This is a genomic window from Lactobacillus sp. ESL0701 (assembly GCF_029433445.1).
GTDB lineage: Bacteria > Bacillota > Bacilli > Lactobacillales > Lactobacillaceae > Lactobacillus.
The window spans coordinates 237,860-258,797 of record NZ_JAQTIC010000001.1; the positions used below are offsets into that span (position 1 = coordinate 237,860).

Sequence of the window (20,938 nt, forward strand, 5' to 3'; positions counted from 1 at the left end):
GATGGAAGACAAAAAAGCACTTAAGATATTATCTGACTTAATCAGTATTGAATCGGCTAATGATCACGAAACGGCAGTGGCTGATTATCTGGTTAGTTTGTTTAAAGATTATCCGGTAAAAATCACGCGGGTTACTTATGCCGAAGATCGTGATAATCTGATTATTGATATGGGAACACAGGGACCACTGTTAGGCTTTTCTGGCCATGAAGATGTGGTTTCTGCAGGTAGCTTGGATAATTGGCAAACGCCGCCATTCACCGCAACTATTAAAGACGGCAACTTATATGGTCGTGGTGCTAGTGACATGAAGTCAGGTCTAGCTGCAATGGTCGTCGCCATGCTTGATTTATTAGAAAGTGGTCAAAAGTTGCCGGGGCGAATTCGCTTATTAGCTTCGGTTGGTGAGGAAACCGGCGAATATGGTGCAGCCCAACTAACTAAAGAAGGTTACGCCGACGATCTCGATGGGTTGATTATCGGCGAAGCATCTAATTGTGATGTTGTGGTGACGCACAAGGGTGTTATTGATTATTATGTGACTTCTAAAGGGGTGACAGTCCATTCATCAACACCAAAAAAAGGTAAAAATGCCATTATGCCGCTGGTTGCTTTTGCCCAAAAAGCTCAAGCTAAGATGGATAGTCACGACCAAGTAGACCCAGTCTTAGGACCATTGACTCATGTGATTAGTCAAATTCAGGGTGGCAGCCAAATTAACTCGGTTCCAGATAGTGCTTGGCTCTCGGGTAATATTAGAACAACACCGCTTTATCCGAATGACCAAATTTATAAGGAACTTGAAGAAATTGTGGCTGAGTTGAACCAGCAGGGAGCAGAACTGGCAATTCGTTATAGTTTCCCAGAAGTACCATTGCCTAACCAAAAGCATACTAAGCTTGCTCAATTAACGCAGGCTGTTATTAAGGAAAAGTTGAATTATGGTGGTGATTTTGTCGCCGATACGGGCGCAACTGATGCTTCGGAATATATTCGCGCTGCAGGCAACTTTCCAATCGTAATTATGGGTCCGGCGCCGGGAGACGTCGCCCACGAACCTAATGAATATACACCAGTAAATAATTATTTAGCTGGCTGTGAGCTTTACCAAGATTTGGCTTGGAAGTTCTGGCAGGAATATGAAAAATAGAAATAAAGGACCAAGGTCATGATTGATTTTGATTCTTTTTTATTCTTCAAATTTGGTCGGCATATAGTGTTAAAATTAATCGAGGTGAGAAATCTGATGGAAAAATATTGGCATTTATTTAAGATTTTATTTAAACAAAAAACGCGCTTAACTTATCGCGTATTTGGCGTGCAATTAGTTACTACAATTGTTTGCTCACTAATGATAATTTTTACGAGTTCAGGGGCAAAGCGTTGGGAGTTATATCCTGATTACTTACAAACGGTCTTTATTTTGTTTAGCTTACTGGCAAATTTAATTTATCTTGGGATTACTTGCTGGCAAAATGAGAAGTTTAATCATGAACAGACGTGGCGGTTAATCCCATTGCATGATAGTAAATTATATTTAACTAATACGATTTCTTCTGGCATTGCGTTTATCTATCTTGATCTTTTATTGGGGATTGAATTGGTATTAATATCAATGGTGCTTTACCCATTTGATGAATATACTAGACAGCAAATAGCTGCTTTTGGCTATTGGGTCACGCATTTGACGTTTTTAAAATGTGGGCGATTATTCTTGGCACTTTTACTATTATTGCTTGTTGGTCTGGCTGTTTATTTAACTGTCAGTTTTTTAAATTTTAGTAGTCATGCTGTGGTTGACTTTTGGTCTGGTAAGTCGCACCGAATTATTACTTGGCTGGTGCGATTAGTGATGATTGTAATAGTTAGTTGGTTATTAGTGATTAGTTACAATATTTGGTGGGATGTAGCTGCCAATATCAGTCATTTTTTAACTGGCAGTTCTTATCAAGATATGGAAATGACAATACCCAAAATTAACATAATTGGCGATTTTTGGCTCTTTTTGCTTTATAACGTAATTATTCTGCCAATTGATCTTGGGCTTTTTACCCGTTATGTCGAAGCTAAAGCGAATAGGTAAATATAAAGTATTATTATATAGTATTCAAAACTTGCAAACGGCTATAATTGTTACGGTAACTATAATTTGACATTATACGTAGATAGATATAAATTATAACTAGCTATGTATATATGCTATACTAATAATGATATACTCGCCTGTAATTGGTCAAAAATTATTGAATTTTACTTGCCAATTTAATCCTATTTAGAATTTTTGATAAGTCCTCTTTATTAGCATTAGCAATATAGAGGACTTATTTACTTGCCTTAATTTGATTAGCCAATAGCGGGACATCCTCAAGATTTGCCGGTAAAAATTAATGTTGTAGATATGGCAGCATTAAAAGCAGAATTAGTAAATGTAATTTTAAATGTATTGGAATTAGGTAGATTACTTTTTTAAGACTTGGAGAAATAGTATGGGGAAATATTTGAATTTTTACCAAATACTTGGAATCATTCGCAAACATGTAATTTTTATTATTACTAGTTTTGTAATTTGTATGATTGCTGCAATAGGTATAGGGAAATTTGTCATTGCGCCGCAATATACCGCAACTACACAAATATTGGTTAACCAAAAGAAAGTTAGCTCTGACCTTAATGGGATATACCAAGGACAGCAAGCTGATGTCCAAATGATTAATACATATAAAGATATTATTACAAATCAAGTAGTCTTAAAAGCTGCCAGTCAAAATTTAGCTAATCCAAGTGATACCACCAAGCCTTATTATGTCAGCGTTAAGCAGCTTAGGAAGGATATTTCGATTACTAGTAATCAAAACTCACAGGTTTTTGCTTTAAATGTTAAAAGTCATGATCCAGATGAAGCAGCTACTATTGCTAACGAAATAGCCAGTGTGTTTAAAAGTAAAATCAGTAAAATCATGAGTATTGATAACGTCATGATTGTTTCTAAAGCTTTACCGGTAAAGCAAAAAACATTTCCTAAAACCTCAGTAATGTTATTAATTGGTGCAGGTGTTGGATTGTTAATTGGTTTAGGCTATGCCTTTATTAAGGAAATAACCGATACGACTATTAAGAGTGATGAATTCTTAACTACCGAACTTGGATTACCAAACTTGGGTCATGTTTTTAGAATTCAACCAGCTCAGAATTACAAACGGCATCGTTGAATTTGAAATTTAATTATTACAAAGGTACTTATGAATTATGTTTCATCGCAAAAAAAGTAAAAAATCTACTAGAAGTAGAAAAAACGAAGTTAAGTTAATTACTAATACAGATCCAAATAATGTAGTTTCTAAACAATTGCGAACCATTCTATCAAATATAAATTTTTCAGCGGTTAATCATAAATTGAAGACGATCCTGATTACTTCTTCGCAAGCTAATGAAGGCAAGTCGACTATCTCCGCGAATTTAGCCGTTACTTGGGCCAAGCAAGGACGCAAAGTTTTATTTATTGATGCGAATTTACGTCAGCCAACAATTCAAAGCACATTTGGCTTACGCAATAGCCGCAGAGGCTTGTCAACAATTCTATCAAGTGATAAAAGTTTTGACTTAGTGGTGCAGCACAGTCCGGTGAATAACTTATCAATAATTACAAGTGGTCCGATCCCACCTAATCCAGCGGCACTCTTAGGGTCGAGACGAATGGAAGAATTGCTTGCTTATTTTAGAAAAGATTATGACTTGCTAGTCTTGGATGTTCCGCCAGTATTGCCAGTAACAGATACCCGATTTATTTCTGCAAAAGTAGATGGGGTTGTGTTGGTTGTTCGTCAGGGTCAAGCACAAAAAGCTGCTGTTAAGCGAACGGTAGCACTTTTGAAAATGGCAAAAGCTAATTTGTTGGGCTACATCCTAAATGATGTGACTTCTAAAAATGGGTCAGATGGTCACTAACATTTGCTACAAATGATTTTTAAACTGTATAGCGACAAATTGTGTCGGTAATTATTCAGCTAAAACGTAATCCGAAATTTTCAAAAAATCCCGAACTACTCAATGAAATGTTGAACAATATTAGAAAATCCAAGTGATTGTAAAGTTATTGTAGTAAGGAAGCGGGTAAATGGAACTTAAAAATAAAATTTTGATAGATCAAAATATGATTAATGAGCGGAATTTATATCTCTTTTTTAAAAGAAGTTTTGATATTGTGTTAAGTCTAATTGCGCTAATAATTTTAAGTCCAGTCTTTTTTGTGATTGCCGTTGCGATTAAATTAGATAAGGGTTCACCAGGTCCCGTTTTTTATTCGCAAATTAGAATCGGCAAAAACGGTCATAAATTTAAAATGTATAAATTTAGATCAATGGTAGTTGATGCTGATGAACAGTTTAGTGCATTACTTCATAAAAATGAGATTGCTGGAGCAATGTTTAAAATGAAGAATGATCCACGCGTAACTAAAGTGGGTAGAATAATTAGAAAGCATAGCTTAGATGAATTGCCGCAGCTATGGAATGTGTTAAAGGGCGACATGACTCTAGTTGGACCACGACCACCATTAGAACGTGAAATAACTGAGTATACCAATTTTGATATGCAAAGATTAGTAGTTAAACCAGGCTGTACAGGCTTGTGGCAAGTTACAGGAAGAAATGCGGTTAGCTTTTATGAAATGGTCAAAATAGATATTATCTATATCAATAAAGCTAGTCTTTGGCTAGATATGCAAATTTTAATAAAAACTATTTTTGTCGTTTGCTTTCCTAACACAACCTATTAGATAAAAGGAAATTATTCATGAAAGTTTGTTTGGTTGGCTCTAGTGGTGGGCATTTAACACATTTATATATGTTGAAAAGATTTTGGCAAGATAAAGATCGCTTTTGGGTAACTTTTCCTAAAGAAGATGCTGTAAATTTATTGGCTAAGGAAAAAATGTATTCGTGCTATTTTCCAACCAATCGGAATTTAAAAAATTTGATTAGGAATACTTTTTTGGCAATTAAAATTCTTAAACAGGAGCGACCAGATTTGATAATTTCTTCTGGTGCGGCGGTTGCAGTTCCCTTCTTTTATGTTGGTAAGCTGCTAAAAATAAAGACTGTTTATGTCGAAGTATTTGACAGAATGGACAAGGCTACGTTAACAGGAAGACTGGTTTATCCTGTTACTGACTTGTTTATTGTGCAGTGGGAAGAAATGAAAGAAGTTTATCCTAAGGCGAAAAATTTAGGAAGTGTTTTCTAATGATTTTTGTAACTGTCGGAACGCATGAACAACCATTTAACCGTTTAATCCAAAAAGTCGATCAATTAAAGTCGCAGAATAAAATTACGGATGAAGTATTTATTCAGATTGGCTACAGCACCTATTTGCCCCAAAATTGCCGGTATGAAAAATTCATTTCACCAGCTAAAATGCAGGTACTAATTCATCAGGCTGCGGTAATTATTACTCATGGTGGACCATCCTCTTTTATTGAAGTCATTAGACAAGGTAAAACGCCGATTGTGGTTCCGCGTCAAGCAAAATTTAACGAGCACGTTAATAATCATCAATTAATCTTTTGCACTGAGTTACAAAAACGTGATTTTCCCATTAAAGTTGTTACCAATATTGAAGATTTGGCTGAAGCAATTCGTGCTGAAAAGGATACTGAACATCCCAAGTTTCGCAGTAATAATCAAAGATTTAATCAGAATTTAGAAACTTTGGTTCGGCAGTTGTTTTGAGGAATACGTAAATGATACCTAAAGTTATTAATTACTGCTGGTTTGGCAAAGCATCTTTGCCACCTGAAGTTAAGTATTGTATGAATTCTTGGCAAAAGTATTGTCCGGATTATGCAATTGTGCGGTGGGATGAAAGTAATTTTGACGTTAATAAGTACAATTTTACAAAGGAAGCCTATGAAAAACAACAATGGGCTTTCGTCTCAGATGTTGCTCGCTTAGATATAATTTATCATCATGGTGGCATCTACTTGGATACCGATGTTGAGCTAATTAAAAGTTTGGATTCGATTTTGACCGCGGAAGCTTATTTGGGCTGTGAAGATCGGTTTACAGTCAATACAGGTGGAGGTTTTGGCGCCGTTAAGGGTAACAAATTTATTTTGGCTAATCTTAAAGAGTATCAGAAACTGCATTTTATTGATCATGATGGTAGTACGTACAACCAAATAATTTGTCCAGATATAACAACACACTTGCTAGCAGAAAGAGGATTTAAATTTAACGGGAATAAACAAAAGATTGATAATGTAGTTATTTATCCAAGCTCATATTTTTGTCCTGTAAATTTTTGGCGGCAAAAATTAGCTATTAAGCCCAATACAATTTCAATTCACCATTATGCTGCTTCTTGGAAAGATGAAAAAAATAAGAATAAACCGAATGGAAAGGTGCTAGTAGTAAAGAAATATCTGAAGCATTACATTGATTTTTTATGGGGCTATGGCACTTATAATAGCCTTAAGCGGTTAATCAAGTGATTGTGCGGCTGTGTAATTGATGATGAGGGTTTACATTTGAAATCAACTACGGTAACTAAATTAATTATCATAATGTCTGTTGTTGTTTCAGTGATGGCAATTTTAAGTGGGGCGGGGATAATCTCTAATTCACTTTCAAGTGCGATTCAAGCAATTGTAAGTATGTTAATAATGCTCACAATTCTATTTTCAAATAATAAATTTAGCTATTCTTTCATTTTTTTATTTTTGTTGTCGCTGTTTATTTGTCTAATAAATAGTGCGATGTATATGATTTCGGGTACGTTAATGATTACCTTTATTTATGTATTGCGCACAACGGGTGATATTGATTACAACAAAATATTAAAGTGGATGGCAGCTGCTGCGGGTATTACTTTTGGACTAGTAGTATTGGTTAATTTATTAACTGGTCGTGGTGCAAATGATTTTGAAATGTGGCGCGGCAACGGTTATATTTTTAGAAAATCGCTGGGCTTCACTCATCCTAACGTGGCAATGCAATTATGGTTGGCAGTAGTACTGGACTTTTGTTCTGTTAAGCGACATAAATTTATACGTGTAGCTAATTTGGCAGTGGGTTATTTAACTTACATTATTTATACGCAAACTCAATCTAGAACCTCAACTTATGTTATTTTGCTTTATTGTGTTATTGCGTTTATATTAGGAAGTAGAATCTATCTTAGAGTTAATCGAACCGTTTCAAAGTTAGTGTGTCTAATTCCAGTTGGTATCTTTGCTATCTCTTTGTGTACCTTATTTTATCGATATTCACCGCTGCTGAATAATCTTCTCTCAGGCAGGTTAGCGTTATACAAACAATTTTATGCAATGTATGGTATTCATTTGTTAAAAACTCCTGAACTAGAATCAGCAATGTTTGATAATGGTTATTTGCAGGCACTACTTGCAAAAGGAATAATTTTTACAATCCAATTGTTATATATTTTAGTGATGATGGGATGGAAAATTAAGAAAATGAGGATTAAAGATATTATGATCTTCACAATGTATGTCTTGCTGGGCTTCACTGAAACTTCACTGCAGCACTTTGAACTTTTTATGCCTGTCGCAATATTATTAGCATCTAGTGTACAACAGGGTAAAGATGCGAAATTGCCAGCCGAAATAAATTAAAGGTTGATACATGAAAGTTTTTAAAAACTATTTATATAATGTTGCATATCAGATTTTTATTGTACTTGTACCATTAATTACTACGCCGTATATCGCTCAAGTTGTTGGTCCCAGAGGAGTAGGAATTAGTTCCTTTACTACAGCTACAATGCAATACTTCATTCTACTAGGTAGTATTGGCATTAATTTATACGCTGAACGGCAAATTGCTTTTGTCCGTGATAACCACAAATTAGTTACGCAAACTTTTTATGAAATTTTATTTTTGAAAATTATTACAAGTATTTTATCGTTTTTATTATTTCTGATTTTTTTGTCATGTATCCGGCAATATCATATCTATTATTGGGCGCAATCATTTTCACTTCTTGCATCTGCTCTTGATATTTCATGGCTTTTTATGGGCGTGGAAAACTTTTCTGTAACTGTTATCAGAAACTTTATCGTTAAGATATTAACAGTAATCAGTATTTTTATTTTTGTTAAATCTCCAGCAGATTTAGTCTACTATATCCTAATTTCATCTGTTTCATTATTAATCGGTAATTTGACAATGTTTCCTAGTTTAAAAGGATATATTGGTCGTCCTGACTTCAAGTCGTTGGCTATTTTGCGCCACCTTAAGCCGGCGCTAACGTTATTTATTCCGCAAGTGGCTTCACAGATATATTGGGTATTGAATAAAACTATGCTGGGGTCATTAAAAAGTGTCCAGGCAGCAGGTTATTTTGACCAATCAGACAAAATTGTAAAGATGCTTTTAGGAATAGTTACGGCAACGGGAACAGTTATGTTGCCGCACGTTGCTAATGCCTTTGCCAATAAAAATTATCGTAAAACAAAAGAATATCTGTATAAAAGTTTTTCGTTTGTTTCCGCAATCTCAGTGCCAATGACTTTTGGGCTGTTAGTAATCGCGCATAAGCTTATTCCATTATTTTTAACGGTTCAATTCATTGATGTAATTCCAATTATGATGGTTGAATCTTTTGTGATTTTGCCAATCGCCTGGAGTAATGTGCTAGGTAATCAGTATTTATTGCCAACAAATCAAAATAAAAATTATACTGTTTCGGTTATTTTAGGGGCAGTTGTCAACGTGCTGGGCAATATTATTCTAATTATTTCAAATGGTGCAGTTGGTGCCGCACTGGCAACAGTTATTTCGGAAGCGGCAATAACCAGCTATCAACTTTGGGTAATTCGAAGACAAGTGAGTTTTCGTGAATTATTTTATGAGTTCGACAAATATTTACTTGCAGGGTTAATTATGTATTTATGTGTTTTAGGGCTTGACCGAATAGTTGCTACTAGTTGGTCAATGTTAATAGTAGAAGTTATAGTGGGGCTGATTGTTTATTTAGCAGTACTATTTGGCTTAAAAGCTTCAATATTAGTAGTCATTAAAAAATTGGTTAACTAGATTATTTGGAAAACAATTTTACCGCAACTATAACTAACAAGTAGCCAATAATGAAGCCTAAGCCGTTGGCGATCACGTCATTAATATCTACCCAGCGGGATGCTAATGATAGGTTATCCAAAATAAATTGGGTTACTTCAATGAAGCAGCCAATTAGAGTACCAGTGATCGTAATTAATTTTAACTGCCATTGATGTTTGGTAATTACTGCAATAATTATCCCTAAGGGAATGGTCATTAAAATGTTTAGCCAAAATCCTAATTGACCAATTTCTTGAAAGGGAACGTAAGCTACGGGAGCCTTGCCGACCATGATATAGGAAATCTGATGACTGTCAGCGGGCAGACTAACAGGTAAATTAGGCGAGAAGCATAAGTATCCTACTGCACCTATCAAGACAAGTAATAACAGCCAAGCCGCTGTGTAGAAGTGTTTTTTCATAAATTAAATCCTTAAATATACATATTATTTATTGTGAAATTTTAACCGTAATTATTATATTTATAAACTAAAAACGACTTCTGATCAGAAGTCGTTTTCTTGATGTGAGAAACTTTTTTGTTTCCTTAATAGTTATATTATTTTTTTGCATGACCTGCAAGTATTATTTGTAATTGATTTTATTTTAGGTAAGTAAAACCGCATCGTCTTTTAATTCAGAGCCAACGTGCTTTTGGAAAAGATCCATTAACTTGGGGACAGTCATCTTTTTCTTTTCTTCGCCAAGCGAGATCGAGTGCGATACGCCCCTGATGAAGCATAATTAACCGGTTGCCGTAACGGATTGCATCTGCCATCAACTCTTAATATATAAATTATAAAATACTTAAAAATAAAGTTAATTAAATTGATGAATTACTTTGTAAAGTTGTTTGCGACAATTTGCTCGAATTCATCTAATCGTTTACTAAAGGTGGCAAAAGCATCTTCTAAGTAATCAGGTTTGGTCATATCAACACCAGCGCGCTTCATGATTTCAACAGGATAGTCACTGGAGCCAGATTTAAGATAACCAAGATAAGCTTCGCGCTGGCTGGCAGTGCCGTGGACAATATTATTAGCTAGGGCAGTTGCTGCCGCAAAACCAGTGGCATATTGGTAAACATAAAAGTTATAGTAAAAGTGAGGGATCCGAGCCCATTCTTTAGCAATGTCACCGCCAGGTTCAACACTATTGCCATAGTAACGCTGGTTCAGATCACCATAAAAATTGTTAAGGCGATCAGCAGTCAATGGTTCACCATTAGCATCTTGCTCATGGATAAATTGTTCAAATTCCGCAAATTGGGTTTGTCTAAAGAGTGTTCCTTTGAAGGAATCAAGGTAGTAATTCAGGACAAAGGCGCGGGTCTTAGGGTCAGTAACATGATCCAAAAAGTATTCTGTGAGAATATTTTCATTAGTTGTTGACGCAATTTCAGCGACAAAGATAGGATAATCACCGTACACGTAAGGCTGAGTTTCACGTGTGTACATGCTGTGGACGGAGTGCCCAGTTTCATGAACCAGTGTGTAGAGAGAATCGATATTGTCTTCCCAATTGAGTAATTCATAGGGGTCGGTATCGTATGAGCCGCCAGAATATGCACCTGTGGCTTTATTTTGCGATTCAACGACATCAATGACGCGGTTATTAAAAATGTAGTCAACATGTTTTAAGTAGTCAGTACCTAGTGGGGTCAAAGCCTTTTTGGCTTCTTGCTTGGCTTCATCAAAGGTGTAAGCCATTAGCGGCTTACCAGTTAATGGCACGTACATGTCCCACATTTGCAAATCATTTAAGCCCAGGATTTTTTGACGTAAACTAACGTAGCGGTGGAGCAGGTCAAGGTGGGCATCAACTTCCTTAATTAAAGTATCATAGACCACAGTTGGGACGCCATTTTCATGTAAAGCGGCACTGCGTGCAGAATCATAATTATGTACTTTGGCATTATAATTATGTTCTTTGACAACACCAGAAAGTGTTGAAGCCAGCGAATTTTCGAATTGACCGTAAGTAGCGTACATTGAGTCAAAGGCATCTTGACGCACGTCGCGATTCTGCGATTGAATTAATAAAGAATATAAACCATCGGAAAGCTGCACCATGTCACCATCATCATTTTGGACGTAGCCGTATTCCATATCGGAATTGGTAAGGACATTAAAGGTATTTTCGGAAGTGCTCATGGCATCGCCAGCATCGGCCACTAGTTTTTCTTCTGCAGCTGACAAGGTGTGCGGCCGCATTTGGGTAATTTGGTCGAGCCAGTGATCGTAATTTTTAAGTTGTGGTTCGTCTTCTTTAAATTGCCTTAGTTTTGCTTCAGAAATCGCCAAAATTGCGGGATTAATAAAAGAAGTCGCAGCGTCAAATTGACTGGCTAAAGCTTGGACTTGGGCAACATAGCCTAAATAATGGGCGTTACTCGTGTCAACATCACTAGATAATGTCGCGTAAGCGTAGAGCTTTTCCAATTTACGTCCAACTGTTAAGATTTCAGTTAGACCATCATATAAGTTATGTCCTGATGTGGTAAAATTCGCCTGCAATTTGCTTAAAGTTTGTATTTTTGTTTTGACTGTTGTATATTCTTGTTCCCAGTCAGTATCAGATTTAAAAACGCGGGTTAAATCCCATTTTAATTCTTCGGCAACGGCGGTTCTTTTTGGAATTGTCATTAAAAAATTCTCCTTTTGTATATCTAATTAATGTTAATAATGATTATGCTAAAAAGCAAAAAATAAGATATTATTAATTATATTTGATAATATTTTAATTCAAGTTTAAAAGTGTTACAAATACATTGGACAGTTATTGGAAGGGAATAGATAAAGGAATGAATCCAAACTCTAAACGAAGAGAAGACTATCACCACCGCTCTTCTTTAAATCTTCATCGCAATCATGCCTTCGCGGCTCCGGCCGCTGCTTTAAAAGGGAATGCGTTTATGCGCATTGTTGGAATTGTTATGGTTTTGTGTGTTAGCTGTGGTTTAGCTTGGGCAGCACACATGTATTTTAGCCTGCATAGCGCAATTGACGGTCAAGATGGTAACACTGCAACTTCCGCGCGAATTGCTAATAAACAGCCAATTTCGGTTTTAATTCTTGGCGTTGACCAAGGAATTGAAGGTCGACATGATAAGGGTAATTCTGATACCTTAATTTTAGCGACGGCTAATCCTGATAAGAATAAAGCAACGATGACTTCAATTCCTCGTGATACTTTGGTTAATATCTTGGGTGATCCCGGCGATAAATATAATATGTTCCGAATTAATTCGGCTTATGGTGTTGGCGGCAGTAGTGCATCAATGAAGACCGTTTCGGCGCTAGTTAATGTGCCGGTTAATTATTATATCGAAGTTAATATGAAGGCATTGAAAAACTTGGTAGACGCCGTTGGCGGTGTTGATGTCAACGTGCCGTTTAAGTTTTCATATGACTGGTGTGATTTTCATAAAGGAAAGCAACATTTAAACGGTCGGCATGCAGTTGCTTATGTTCGGATGCGTCATGATGATCCTCGCGGCGATTATGGTCGGCAGATGCGTCAGCGGCAGGTAATTACAGCAGTTGTCCACAAGGCGATGTCGGTCAATACGCTTACTAATTATCGTAAGTTGGTTAAGATCTTTACTAAATATGTCAAAACCAATTTAACTTTCAATGATATGCTTGCCTTAGCAATGAACTATCGCGGCTGCATGGACAACCTGGAGAGCGGCTATATTCAAGGTCATGATGCCTGGATTAATGGCTCTTCGATTCAAGTTGCTTCAACTGCTATTTTGCAAAAAACTTCGGATCAACTGCGGACTAATTTGGGTCTTGAAACAGAAGTCTTAGATAATGATGAGACGCGGCTTAATAAGTTAAATGAGGAACGAAATAGCATCAAGTGGAAAGATCCGAATGCTTTCACTAATTATCAGATTTATTCCTCGGTTGTTTCTAACGATACTAATAATGGCAATTCGGCTAACGATTCAAATTCAAATAGCAGCAATAATATTTTTGGTAATTAACTTTTTTAGGAGGGCAAAATGCATAAAAAATCACTTTTTCCGGTTATTTATGGCTTAATTTCGGCATTGATTGCCTTTATCGCTGCCTTTTTTGTCTGCCTGCGCAGTTTTGGCTGGACGGTACCCAATGCCGGTTTGACCGCAGGCGGTTTTGCTCTTGTCTTTTTTGTTTGGTCATGGTTTCGCGGGCATGCGTCCGTTGAGATTAAGCGGATTACCAGAGAATATCACTTGTCCGACCAAGATCTGGCGCGGATCACAGGAATGAAGGCTAGTGATTTTCCGGTCTATCAAGACAAATTACAATTAATTTTGCCTAAACGTTATTGGCCGCAGGTTCTGCAGGCATTGCAAAAGTATGAACAGGAACGTAAACAGGCAGGACTATAATAGAAAAAAGCAATATTTGATTTTAAATCAGGTATTGCTTTTTTAGTTAAATTAACCCGTCTTCGACTAGGCATTCGGCGATTTCAACGGTGTTCCAAGCCGCGCCCTTAAGCAAGTTATCGGAAACAATCCATAAATTGAAGGCACCGGGATTTTCTTCATCGGCACGCAGGCGGCCAACAAAAGTTTCGCGCTTGCCAGCTGCAGTGAGCGGCTGCGGGTAGAGCTGCTCTGCTGGCTTGTCTTGAACAATAATTCCCGGCATTCTGGTTAATTGCTGTCGTAGATCCGCAACTGTTGCCTTTTTATCAGCAACTTCAATGTAGACCGACTCGCCATGTCCTAATTCGATGGGAACTCTAACGCAGGTTGCCGTGACTTTGATGTCGGGACTATCCATGTCGTCCAGTAAAATCTTTTTGGTTTCATGGATCATCTTCCATTCCTCGTGAGTGTAGCCGTTATCTTCAAAAACGTCAATTTGCGGCAGGAGGTTGAAGGCCAATGGATAGTGGTACGGTTCACCTTTAACCGGCGTAATATTGGCGGTCATTGCTTCATTATTTAGGCGCTGCTGCGCTTGGTGCAGCATTTCGTTCCAGGCTGCTTGACCAGCACCGGAAACTGCCTGGTAGGTTGAGACGATAACTTGTTTTAGCCCAAAAGCATGATAAATTGGTGCCAAGGTGATTACCATTTGGATCGTTGAGCAATTGGGGTTGGCAATAATTCCGTGGTGTCTTTTTAGCGCTTCGCGATTAACTTCTGGAATTACAAGTGGGACATCAGGGTCCATGCGAAAGGCGCTGGTGTTGTCGACACAGACGGCGCCACTTTGAACGGCAATGGGCAGAAACTTTTGGGAAACATTACCGCCAGCAGATGCCAAAACTAAATCGACGTTTTTAAATGAAGCTGGCGTGGTTTCTTCGACTGTTAAGGATTCATTTTTGAATTTTAGGACTTTACTCGCTGATCTGGCAGAAGCGAGCAGCTTTAAATTCTTAACGGGAATCTTGGACTGCGCCAATTGACTAATTAAGCGACCGCCGACAGCGCCAGTGGCTCCTAAGATTGCAACATTATAACCATTCATATTATTACTTCCTTAATTATTTAAAAACTTGGCTATTCTTATAAGAGCTTCGCGAATCTTTTCGGAGCTAGCTGCGTAGGAAAAGCGGACATAGCCAATCCCGCCCTCGCCAAAAGCACTGCCGGGAATACAACCGACGCGGGCTTTTTGTGCTAAGTCGTACGCAAACTTTACATCATCAGTGCCATATTCAGTGGGAATTTTAACGAATAAGTAAAATGCACCTTCTGGCGGAATAATCTCAAGACCTAATTGCCTTAAGCTAGTGCTAATCAGGTCTTTACGTTCAGCGTAAATTTTACTGGCGTTTTGCGGATCGGAATCGCCGTTTACTGATAATGCTTCAGTAGCAGCAGCTTGCGTCATATTGGGGACAGCGGTTACTAAAAGTCCGTGCGTGGTAGTCAGCAATTTAGTTACTTTTTGCGGGGCGACGATGTAGCCGACACGGTAACCGGTCATGGCGTGGGATTTGGACAAGCCGCTAATTAGGATTGTTTGCTTAGGAAGACAGCGCGCGATGGAATAATGCTTGGTGTCGTATATTAACTCACTATAAATTTCATCGGAAATTACGTATAGTTGGTGTTTTTCTAAGATAGCAGCCAATTTTTTGATTAAACTCTCGGGATATTCACGACCGGTTGGATTATTGGGATAATTCAAGATGATGCCCTTAGCATTAGGATGCGCTGCTAAAGTTTGTGCTAATCTCTCTGGCTGCAATAAAAAATCATCTTCAGCCGTATTGATAGTAACTGCCTTAACACCAAATAGGTGCAGCAGTGAAAAGTAAAGCGCGAAAGTGGGCGTGGGAACGATGACTTCATCGCCGGCGTTAAAGAGCGAAACAATCGTGGTCGCAATGGCTTCAGTAGCTCCAACGGTGACAGTCACTTCTGTTTCAGGGTCATAGGTTAAATTCTGTTTGCGCTTTAGGTATTCACTAATTGCGCGACATAATCTAAGATCACCCATTTGTCTACCGTAATGTGACTCGTTGTTGTTAATGCTGGCAATCGCGGCTTGTTTGACATGTTCTGGTGTATCTAAGTCTGGTTCGCCCACAGTTAATTTAATAATTCCAGGAATCCCAGAAATTTCTTGGTCAAATTTACGAATGGCTGATGGCGTTGTGGTTAGTAAACGCTGATTAGCAATTGCTTCTAAATTAGCAGCTAGTTCTGGCATAAAATGCACTCCTTCGGATTAAATTAAGTTTTCAAGACCGACAATTAGTTCATCGAGCTGCAGAACTTGCTTTAAGGCGAGTTCGACGCCAGACATGAATGAATTGCGGTCAAATGAGTCTTGTCTGATAGTTAAAGCTTCTCCCGCGCCGCCAAATAGAACCTGCTCGTGGGCAACATAGCCAGGTAAGCGGACCGCGTGAATTGGCACGCCGTAATAATCGCTGCCGCGTGCGGGATTGTTGTTAAAGTCGGCAGTTGTTTTAGGATCCCGATTTTGGGCAATTTCTTGGGCGGTTTTGATTGCCGTTCCTGATGGTGCATCTTTTTTATCGGCATGGTGCATTTCAATAATTTCGGCATTGGGAAAATATGCGGCTGCCATTTTGGCGAACTTCATTAATAAGACTGCTGACAGACCGAAGTTAGGGGCAATAATGCCGCCAACTTTGAGTTGCCTTGCCAAGGTCTGGAGCTCGGCAGTTTGGGAATCAGTTAATCCTGAGGTGCCAATAACGGGCCTAATCTGGTGCTCAAGTGCAAACTTAGTATTGGCGTAAACGGCATTAGGAGTCGTGAAGTCAAGCCAAATATCGTATTGACCGGTGATATCTGCTAGTTTAGTAAAAACTGCGGTATTTTGGTCTAAGTGGTAGTCACTTGGATCAAGGCTATTTAGGTGAGGTGACAAGACTGCTGCTAGTTGATAGTTTGGCAATTCTTGCACTAGCTTGACAGCTCGCTTTCCCATTGCGCCATTAAAACCGGCAATTAAAACTTTAATCATGCTTAATCTCCTAACTGTAATCTGATCGGTTGACTTAAATCATCATTTGGCATTCCGAGTGCACGGGCGAGTTGCTTTTGTTCATTAGCACTTAAGTTAGCGATTGGCAGGCGGCAGCCACCGGTATGAAAACCTTGGGCATTTAGCGCGGCTTTAACGCCGGATGGTGACGGAAACATGAACAAGGCTGCCATTTTAGGTGTTAACTTACGCTGCCAAGCTCCAGCTTCGGCAATGTTACCTGCATCTAATGCCTGATACATCTGTTTCATTTGGTCACCATACAGGTGGGAAGCAACAGAAATTATTCCTTGGGCACCGACTGTTTTGGCGGCAAGGCTTTGCGCATCTTCTCCGCTGAAAACTAAAAAGTCACTTAGCGCATGTTCAACCAAGTATTCCAAGTCCTCAACAGTAGTACATTGCTTAACACCAATGATTTGGGGATTTTTTGCTAGTTCTAAAATAGTAGCGTTGCTCATCGTGACGCCGGTACGTCCGGGGATGTTATAGATAATGATTGGCAGTGTTGAATGTGCCGCAATTGCGGTGAAGTGGGCAATCATCCCTCGCTGATTAGGCTTGTTGTAGTAAGGAACGACCACTAATTGCGCCGTTAGTCCTTTTATTTGGCTGACTTGTCTGCTGAATTCAATCGTAGCTTGCGTGTTGTTAGAACCAGTACCAACGATTACGGGCACACGATTGCCTGTAATTTCAATAAATTTTTGGTAAAGTTCTAACTTTTCTTCATTAGATAAGGTGGCGACTTCACCAGTGGTACCGCCAACAACAAAGCCCTGGCTGCCGTGGTCTAATAAATAATTGACTAGTTCCTCAAGCCCTGAATAATTAATCGTGTCATCATCGTTAAACGGGGTGACGATAGCTGTTAAAATTTCTGCATCTTGTAATAACATTGTTAATCCTTTCTATTAATTGTGTTGCATTCGTCTTTTTAAAAAGCCAGTCATGGTTTGCACGCCAACTAAGATAGCCCGTTCATCAGGGTTAAAGTTTGCCGAGTGCAAGGAGCCATGGTTACCGACACCTAACCAGAACATTGCCCCCGGGATATGATTAGTTAAATAACCAAAATCTTCACCGGTCATTGCTGGTTCTGTTTCGACAAAGTTGACTTGGGGTGCTTGTTTAAGATAATTAATCAAATCTGCGGTTAAGCTTGGATCATTTTCAACTGGAAAATAACCGCCTTGGTTAAAGTTAATCTCAACTTTTGCGCCGTAACTTGTGGCTATGCCGGCAGCGACTTCACGCAAGCGCTGTTTAATTAAAACAAGCATATCTTGAGTTAAACCGCGAATCGTGCCTTCGATGTGGGCACTACCAGCAATGGCATTACGGACACTGCCGGCGGTCATTTTGCCCAAAGTAATGACACCAGCCTTTAGGGGATCAATGCTGCGCGAGATAATTGTTTGCACTTGCGTGATAAATTGTGCGGCGGCAACAATCATGTCATTAGCATTTTGCGGGTAGGCGGCGTGACCATCTTGTCCGGTAAGGTCAACATTGACTTCAGTTGTTCCGGCAAATAAGGTGCCTTGTCTGGTTCCAATAGTTCCTACCGGTAATTGTGGGGTGTCGTGCAATGCGTAAATTTCGTCTAGGGCGAATATACCGCTGAAAAGCTGCTGGTCATAAGCGATTTTGGCGCCACTCTCACTTTCTTCGGCTGGCTGGAAGAAGAAGACCAGATTGTCTTGCGGCTGCTGGTTAGCAAAGTAGCTTAAGCAGCCAAGGGCAATCGTCATGTGTAAATCGTGACCGCAGGCATGCATGACACCGGAATTTTGGGATTGGTACGGGAGGTTATTTTGTTCAGTAACAGGCAGACCGTCAATGTCTGCCCGGTAACCGATGGTCTTGTTAGCGTGTTTCCCTCTGACATGCACCATAATTGCGGTTGGTAATGCGGGGAAAGTCTTAATTGTTAAAAATTCTTGCGGCAATTCGCTGATTAATCGCAGCAATAATTTTTGCGTTGCTGTTTCTTTTAAGGCTAGTTCGGGAATTTGGTGGAGCTGGCGTCTAATTCTGACTAACTCTTGTTCGTTAAATGCTGTCATGTCATCACAACTTTCGCAAACTGGCTTCTAGACCAGTTTTACTTTTAGTCTTGGTATCAACTTGTTTGATTACTTTGGCTGGGACGCCGGCAACAACTGTCTTAGGCGCAACGTCTTTCGTCACAACCGCACCAGCACCAATTACGGCTCCTTCGCCAACCGCAACACCTTCTAAAATTGCGGCACCAGCACCAATTAAGACATTATCGCCAATTCTAACGGGATCAGCTGAGGCCGGCTCAATTACTCCTGCCACAACGGCATTAGCACCAACATGCACGTTCTGACCGATAATTGCCCGACCGCCAATCACGGTACCCATGTCAATCATGGTGCCGGCACCGATTTCTGCGCCAATGTTAATTACAGCGCCCATCATAATCACGGCCTGCTTGCCGATTTTGACGTGGTCACGGATAATCGCACCGGGTTCAATGCGAGCATCAAGTTGTGTGCAATTAAGTAACGGCACGGCGGAGTTGCGGGCTTCGTTTTCAAGATGATAGTGGGTAATCTGTGTTTTATTTTGGGTTAAAAATGGCTGAACATCTGCCCAATCACCGAATAGAATTCCCATTTTGTCATCTGAAAATGCCTCAATATTTTCAGGGACAGCTAGACTTGCTAAATTGCCTTGTAAATAAACCTTAACGGGTGTCTTTTTAGGGGCATTGCTAATAAAATTAATAATTTCTTGTGCAGTTTGCTTCATGGCTTCTCCTTATGTTACTTAAAGATAATTCAGGTCTAATCTGGTTAAATCGGCAAGTGTCTCACGTTTAACAACTAATTTGGCATGTCCGTTTTCGGCGAAAACAACCGCGGGGCGACCGACACGGTTGTAGTTGGAAGCCATTGAGTAGCCATAAGCTCCTGTTGCCAAAATTGCTAAAATATCACCGGGCGCGCTTAAAGGCAGTTTTTGGTCTTTTACTAAAATGTCGCCGGATTCACAATAGCGACCGGCAATTGTCACGGTTTCAACTGGACTTGCCTGAGGATCAGCGGCTAAGACCGCCTGATATTCAGCCTGGTAAAGGGCAGGACGGATATTGTCGCCCATGCCGCCATCAACGCTAACGTAAGTGCGAATGCCAGGAATATTTTTGCGGGCGCCAATTGTATAGAGGCTATAACCAGCTTCACCAACAATGGAGCGTCCGGGTTCAATCCAGACTTCTGGCAGGGTTAAATTAGTCTGAGCAATTTCTTTTTTTAGCGTTTGGATCATATTGCGAACAAATTCTTGTGGCGCTAATGGCTGATCTTGATTGGTGTATTTGATGCCAAAACCGCCGCCAAAATTTAAAACTTGCGGCTGATAATGGTATTTTTCCTGCCAATCTGCTGCAAGCTGCACCATTTTTTGAACTAGGGCGGTAAAGCCTGCGATTGCCATAATCTGGGAACCGATATGGGCGTGATAACCGCGTAAGTTCAGTTTAGGATTTTGTAATACCTGCTTCAGTGCTTGTTCTGCTTGACCTGACTGGACATCAAAACCGAATTTGCTGTCAACTTGACCGGTTTGAATATAGCGGTGGGTGTGGGCTGAAATACCGGGCGCGATTCTAAGCATGATATTGACCGGCTGCTTTTGCTCAGGCAGCAGCTTGTTTAATAATTCCAATTCGTAAAAATTATCAACGATAATTGTGCCCACATGATTGTCAAGAGCTAACTGCAATTCCGCAAGCGACTTGTTGTTGCCGTGAAAGCTGACGTTCGCCATTGGGAAATTAGCCTGAACAGCGGTCATTAATTCGCCTGCTGAGACAACGTCTAAATGACCATCTTCTTGGTCGATAACTTGGTCGATTGCCCTAATGGCAAAGGCTTTACTGGCATAGCTAATCGCGTATTTAATGCCGGTTTCTTTGAATGCTTTATGAAATTGTCGTAATTGCTGCCTAATTAGGCTGATATCGTAAACGTACAGCGGTGTACCAAAATCATTAGCGAGATCGAGTGCATCGCAACCACCAATTGATAAATGTCCTTGTGAGTTATCGGTAACCAAGTTGATTCCTCCAAAATTAGCTAACAAAAAAGGTTCTTTTGTTTGCGCTGAAACAAAAGAACCGAATTAATATCTGGTATCAAATTGTCGGAAGCGCTCCGTAGTTTTTCTACGACAGTCCATGACTTGTTTAGCCATGACCCAGCTGTTAATTCCTGCTTGCGAATTAATGCTTCGGCAGCTTCCCCTTTTAATTAGCTTCATAGTTTTAGCAAAACTCGACTAATTTACTAATGGTCACTGCAACCTCTTCGATTGCATAAATATTATATTTTTTTGAGAATAATGTCAATGATTTTAA

21 protein-coding genes, 1 pseudogene and 1 riboswitch are annotated in these 20,938 nt (G+C 39.3%); of the genes and pseudogenes, 12 read left to right on the forward strand and 10 right to left on the reverse strand.

What is annotated here, in order from left to right; all coding sequences use genetic code 11:
- Position 1 precedes the first annotated feature (1 nt).
- The 10 genes from PT281_RS01080 (at position 2) to PT281_RS01125 (ending at position 9,050) form a co-directional block, all read left to right on the forward strand.
- Positions 2–1,150 (forward strand): ArgE/DapE family deacylase, encoded by a 1,149-nt coding sequence (locus PT281_RS01080; protein ID WP_277151238.1) that lies wholly within the window; start codon positions 2–4, stop codon positions 1,148–1,150.
- A 96-nt stretch (positions 1,151–1,246) separates the two neighbouring features.
- Entirely contained in the window at positions 1,247–2,083 is an 837-nt protein-coding gene (locus PT281_RS01085; protein WP_277151240.1) for a hypothetical protein, read from the forward strand.
- A gap of 403 nt (positions 2,084–2,486) precedes the next feature.
- On the forward strand, positions 2,487–3,209 hold the full coding sequence (locus PT281_RS01090) for a Wzz/FepE/Etk N-terminal domain-containing protein (protein ID WP_277151241.1): 723 nt from the start codon (positions 2,487–2,489) through the stop codon (positions 3,207–3,209).
- Positions 3,210–3,246: 37 nt separating this feature from the next.
- A complete protein-coding gene (locus PT281_RS01095; RefSeq protein WP_277151243.1) occupies positions 3,247–3,945 on the forward strand; it encodes a CpsD/CapB family tyrosine-protein kinase in 699 nt (232 codons plus the stop codon).
- A gap of 169 nt (positions 3,946–4,114) precedes the next feature.
- On the forward strand, positions 4,115–4,774 hold the full coding sequence (locus PT281_RS01100) for a sugar transferase (protein WP_277151245.1): 660 nt from the start codon (positions 4,115–4,117) through the stop codon (positions 4,772–4,774).
- 17 nt (positions 4,775–4,791) lie between these two features.
- Positions 4,792–5,241: a PssD/Cps14F family polysaccharide biosynthesis glycosyltransferase gene (pssD, locus tag PT281_RS01105; protein WP_277151247.1), complete on the forward strand. Its 450-nt coding sequence runs from the start codon at positions 4,792–4,794 to the stop codon at positions 5,239–5,241.
- The gene (locus PT281_RS01110) at positions 5,241–5,726 is read left to right on the forward strand and encodes a glycosyltransferase (protein ID WP_277151249.1); all 486 of its coding nucleotides are present in this window, start codon (positions 5,241–5,243) and stop codon (positions 5,724–5,726) included. The genes pssD and PT281_RS01110 overlap by 1 nt, the downstream gene beginning before the upstream one ends.
- 11 nt (positions 5,727–5,737) lie before the next feature.
- Entirely contained in the window at positions 5,738–6,487 is a 750-nt protein-coding gene (locus PT281_RS01115) for a glycosyltransferase (protein ID WP_277151251.1), read from the forward strand.
- A 36-nt stretch (positions 6,488–6,523) separates the two neighbouring features.
- Positions 6,524–7,627: a polysaccharide polymerase gene (locus PT281_RS01120; RefSeq protein ID WP_277151253.1), complete on the forward strand. Its 1,104-nt coding sequence runs from the start codon at positions 6,524–6,526 to the stop codon at positions 7,625–7,627.
- A 10-nt stretch (positions 7,628–7,637) separates the two neighbouring features.
- The gene (locus PT281_RS01125) at positions 7,638–9,050 is read left to right on the forward strand and encodes a flippase (RefSeq protein WP_277151255.1); all 1,413 of its coding nucleotides are present in this window, start codon (positions 7,638–7,640) and stop codon (positions 9,048–9,050) included.
- 1 nt (position 9,051) lies between these two features.
- On the opposite strand, the gene PT281_RS01130 is transcribed toward PT281_RS01125, so the two are convergent.
- The 3 genes and pseudogenes from PT281_RS01130 to pepF form a co-directional block, all read right to left on the reverse strand.
- A complete protein-coding gene (locus PT281_RS01130; protein ID WP_277151257.1) occupies positions 9,052–9,492 on the reverse strand; it encodes a VanZ family protein in 441 nt (146 codons plus the stop codon).
- A gap of 184 nt (positions 9,493–9,676) precedes the next feature.
- A pseudogene (locus tag PT281_RS01135) lies at positions 9,677–9,848 on the reverse strand (ABC transporter ATP-binding protein); the annotation flags it as partial.
- 58 nt (positions 9,849–9,906) lie between these two features.
- A complete protein-coding gene (gene pepF / locus PT281_RS01140) occupies positions 9,907–11,715 on the reverse strand; it encodes an oligoendopeptidase F (RefSeq protein ID WP_277151259.1) in 1,809 nt (602 codons plus the stop codon).
- 158 nt (positions 11,716–11,873) lie between these two features.
- Here pepF and PT281_RS01145 point away from each other — a divergent pair, with 158 nt between their 5' ends.
- Together PT281_RS01145 and PT281_RS01150 are read left to right on the forward strand one after the other, a co-directional pair.
- Positions 11,874–13,064: an LCP family protein gene (locus PT281_RS01145; protein ID WP_277151261.1), complete on the forward strand. Its 1,191-nt coding sequence runs from the start codon at positions 11,874–11,876 to the stop codon at positions 13,062–13,064.
- An 18-nt stretch (positions 13,065–13,082) separates the two neighbouring features.
- Entirely contained in the window at positions 13,083–13,454 is a 372-nt protein-coding gene (locus PT281_RS01150) for a hypothetical protein (RefSeq protein WP_277151262.1), read from the forward strand.
- 46 nt (positions 13,455–13,500) lie between these two features.
- Here the strand turns inward: PT281_RS01150 and PT281_RS01155 are convergent, their stop codons facing one another.
- From PT281_RS01155 to lysA, 7 genes are read right to left on the reverse strand one after another with little or no spacing between them, the layout of a single operon-like run.
- Positions 13,501–14,550: an aspartate-semialdehyde dehydrogenase gene (locus tag PT281_RS01155; RefSeq protein ID WP_277151264.1), complete on the reverse strand. Its 1,050-nt coding sequence runs from the start codon at positions 14,548–14,550 to the stop codon at positions 13,501–13,503.
- A 12-nt stretch (positions 14,551–14,562) separates the two neighbouring features.
- Positions 14,563–15,741 carry an aminotransferase class I/II-fold pyridoxal phosphate-dependent enzyme gene (locus tag PT281_RS01160; RefSeq protein ID WP_277151266.1) on the reverse strand — a complete coding sequence of 393 codons (1,179 nt, stop codon included), beginning with the start codon at positions 15,739–15,741 and terminating at the stop codon, positions 14,563–14,565.
- Between the two features lie 18 nt (positions 15,742–15,759).
- Positions 15,760–16,527 (reverse strand): 4-hydroxy-tetrahydrodipicolinate reductase, encoded by a 768-nt coding sequence (dapB, locus tag PT281_RS01165; protein ID WP_277151268.1) that lies wholly within the window; start codon positions 16,525–16,527, stop codon positions 15,760–15,762.
- A gap of 2 nt (positions 16,528–16,529) precedes the next feature.
- Positions 16,530–17,447 (reverse strand): 4-hydroxy-tetrahydrodipicolinate synthase, encoded by a 918-nt coding sequence (gene dapA, locus PT281_RS01170; protein ID WP_277151270.1) that lies wholly within the window; start codon positions 17,445–17,447, stop codon positions 16,530–16,532.
- A 15-nt stretch (positions 17,448–17,462) separates the two neighbouring features.
- Entirely contained in the window at positions 17,463–18,617 is a 1,155-nt protein-coding gene (locus PT281_RS01175) for an N-acetyldiaminopimelate deacetylase (RefSeq protein ID WP_277151272.1), read from the reverse strand.
- Between the two features lie 4 nt (positions 18,618–18,621).
- Positions 18,622–19,329 carry a 2,3,4,5-tetrahydropyridine-2,6-dicarboxylate N-acetyltransferase gene (dapD, locus tag PT281_RS01180; RefSeq protein ID WP_277151274.1) on the reverse strand — a complete coding sequence of 236 codons (708 nt, stop codon included), beginning with the start codon at positions 19,327–19,329 and terminating at the stop codon, positions 18,622–18,624.
- Between the two features lie 18 nt (positions 19,330–19,347).
- On the reverse strand, positions 19,348–20,643 hold the full coding sequence (lysA, locus tag PT281_RS01185; RefSeq protein WP_277151382.1) for a diaminopimelate decarboxylase: 1,296 nt from the start codon (positions 20,641–20,643) through the stop codon (positions 19,348–19,350).
- Positions 20,644–20,720: 77 nt separating this feature from the next.
- A riboswitch (Lysine riboswitch) is annotated at positions 20,721–20,897 on the reverse strand.
- Between the last annotated feature and the right edge of the window lie 41 nt (positions 20,898–20,938).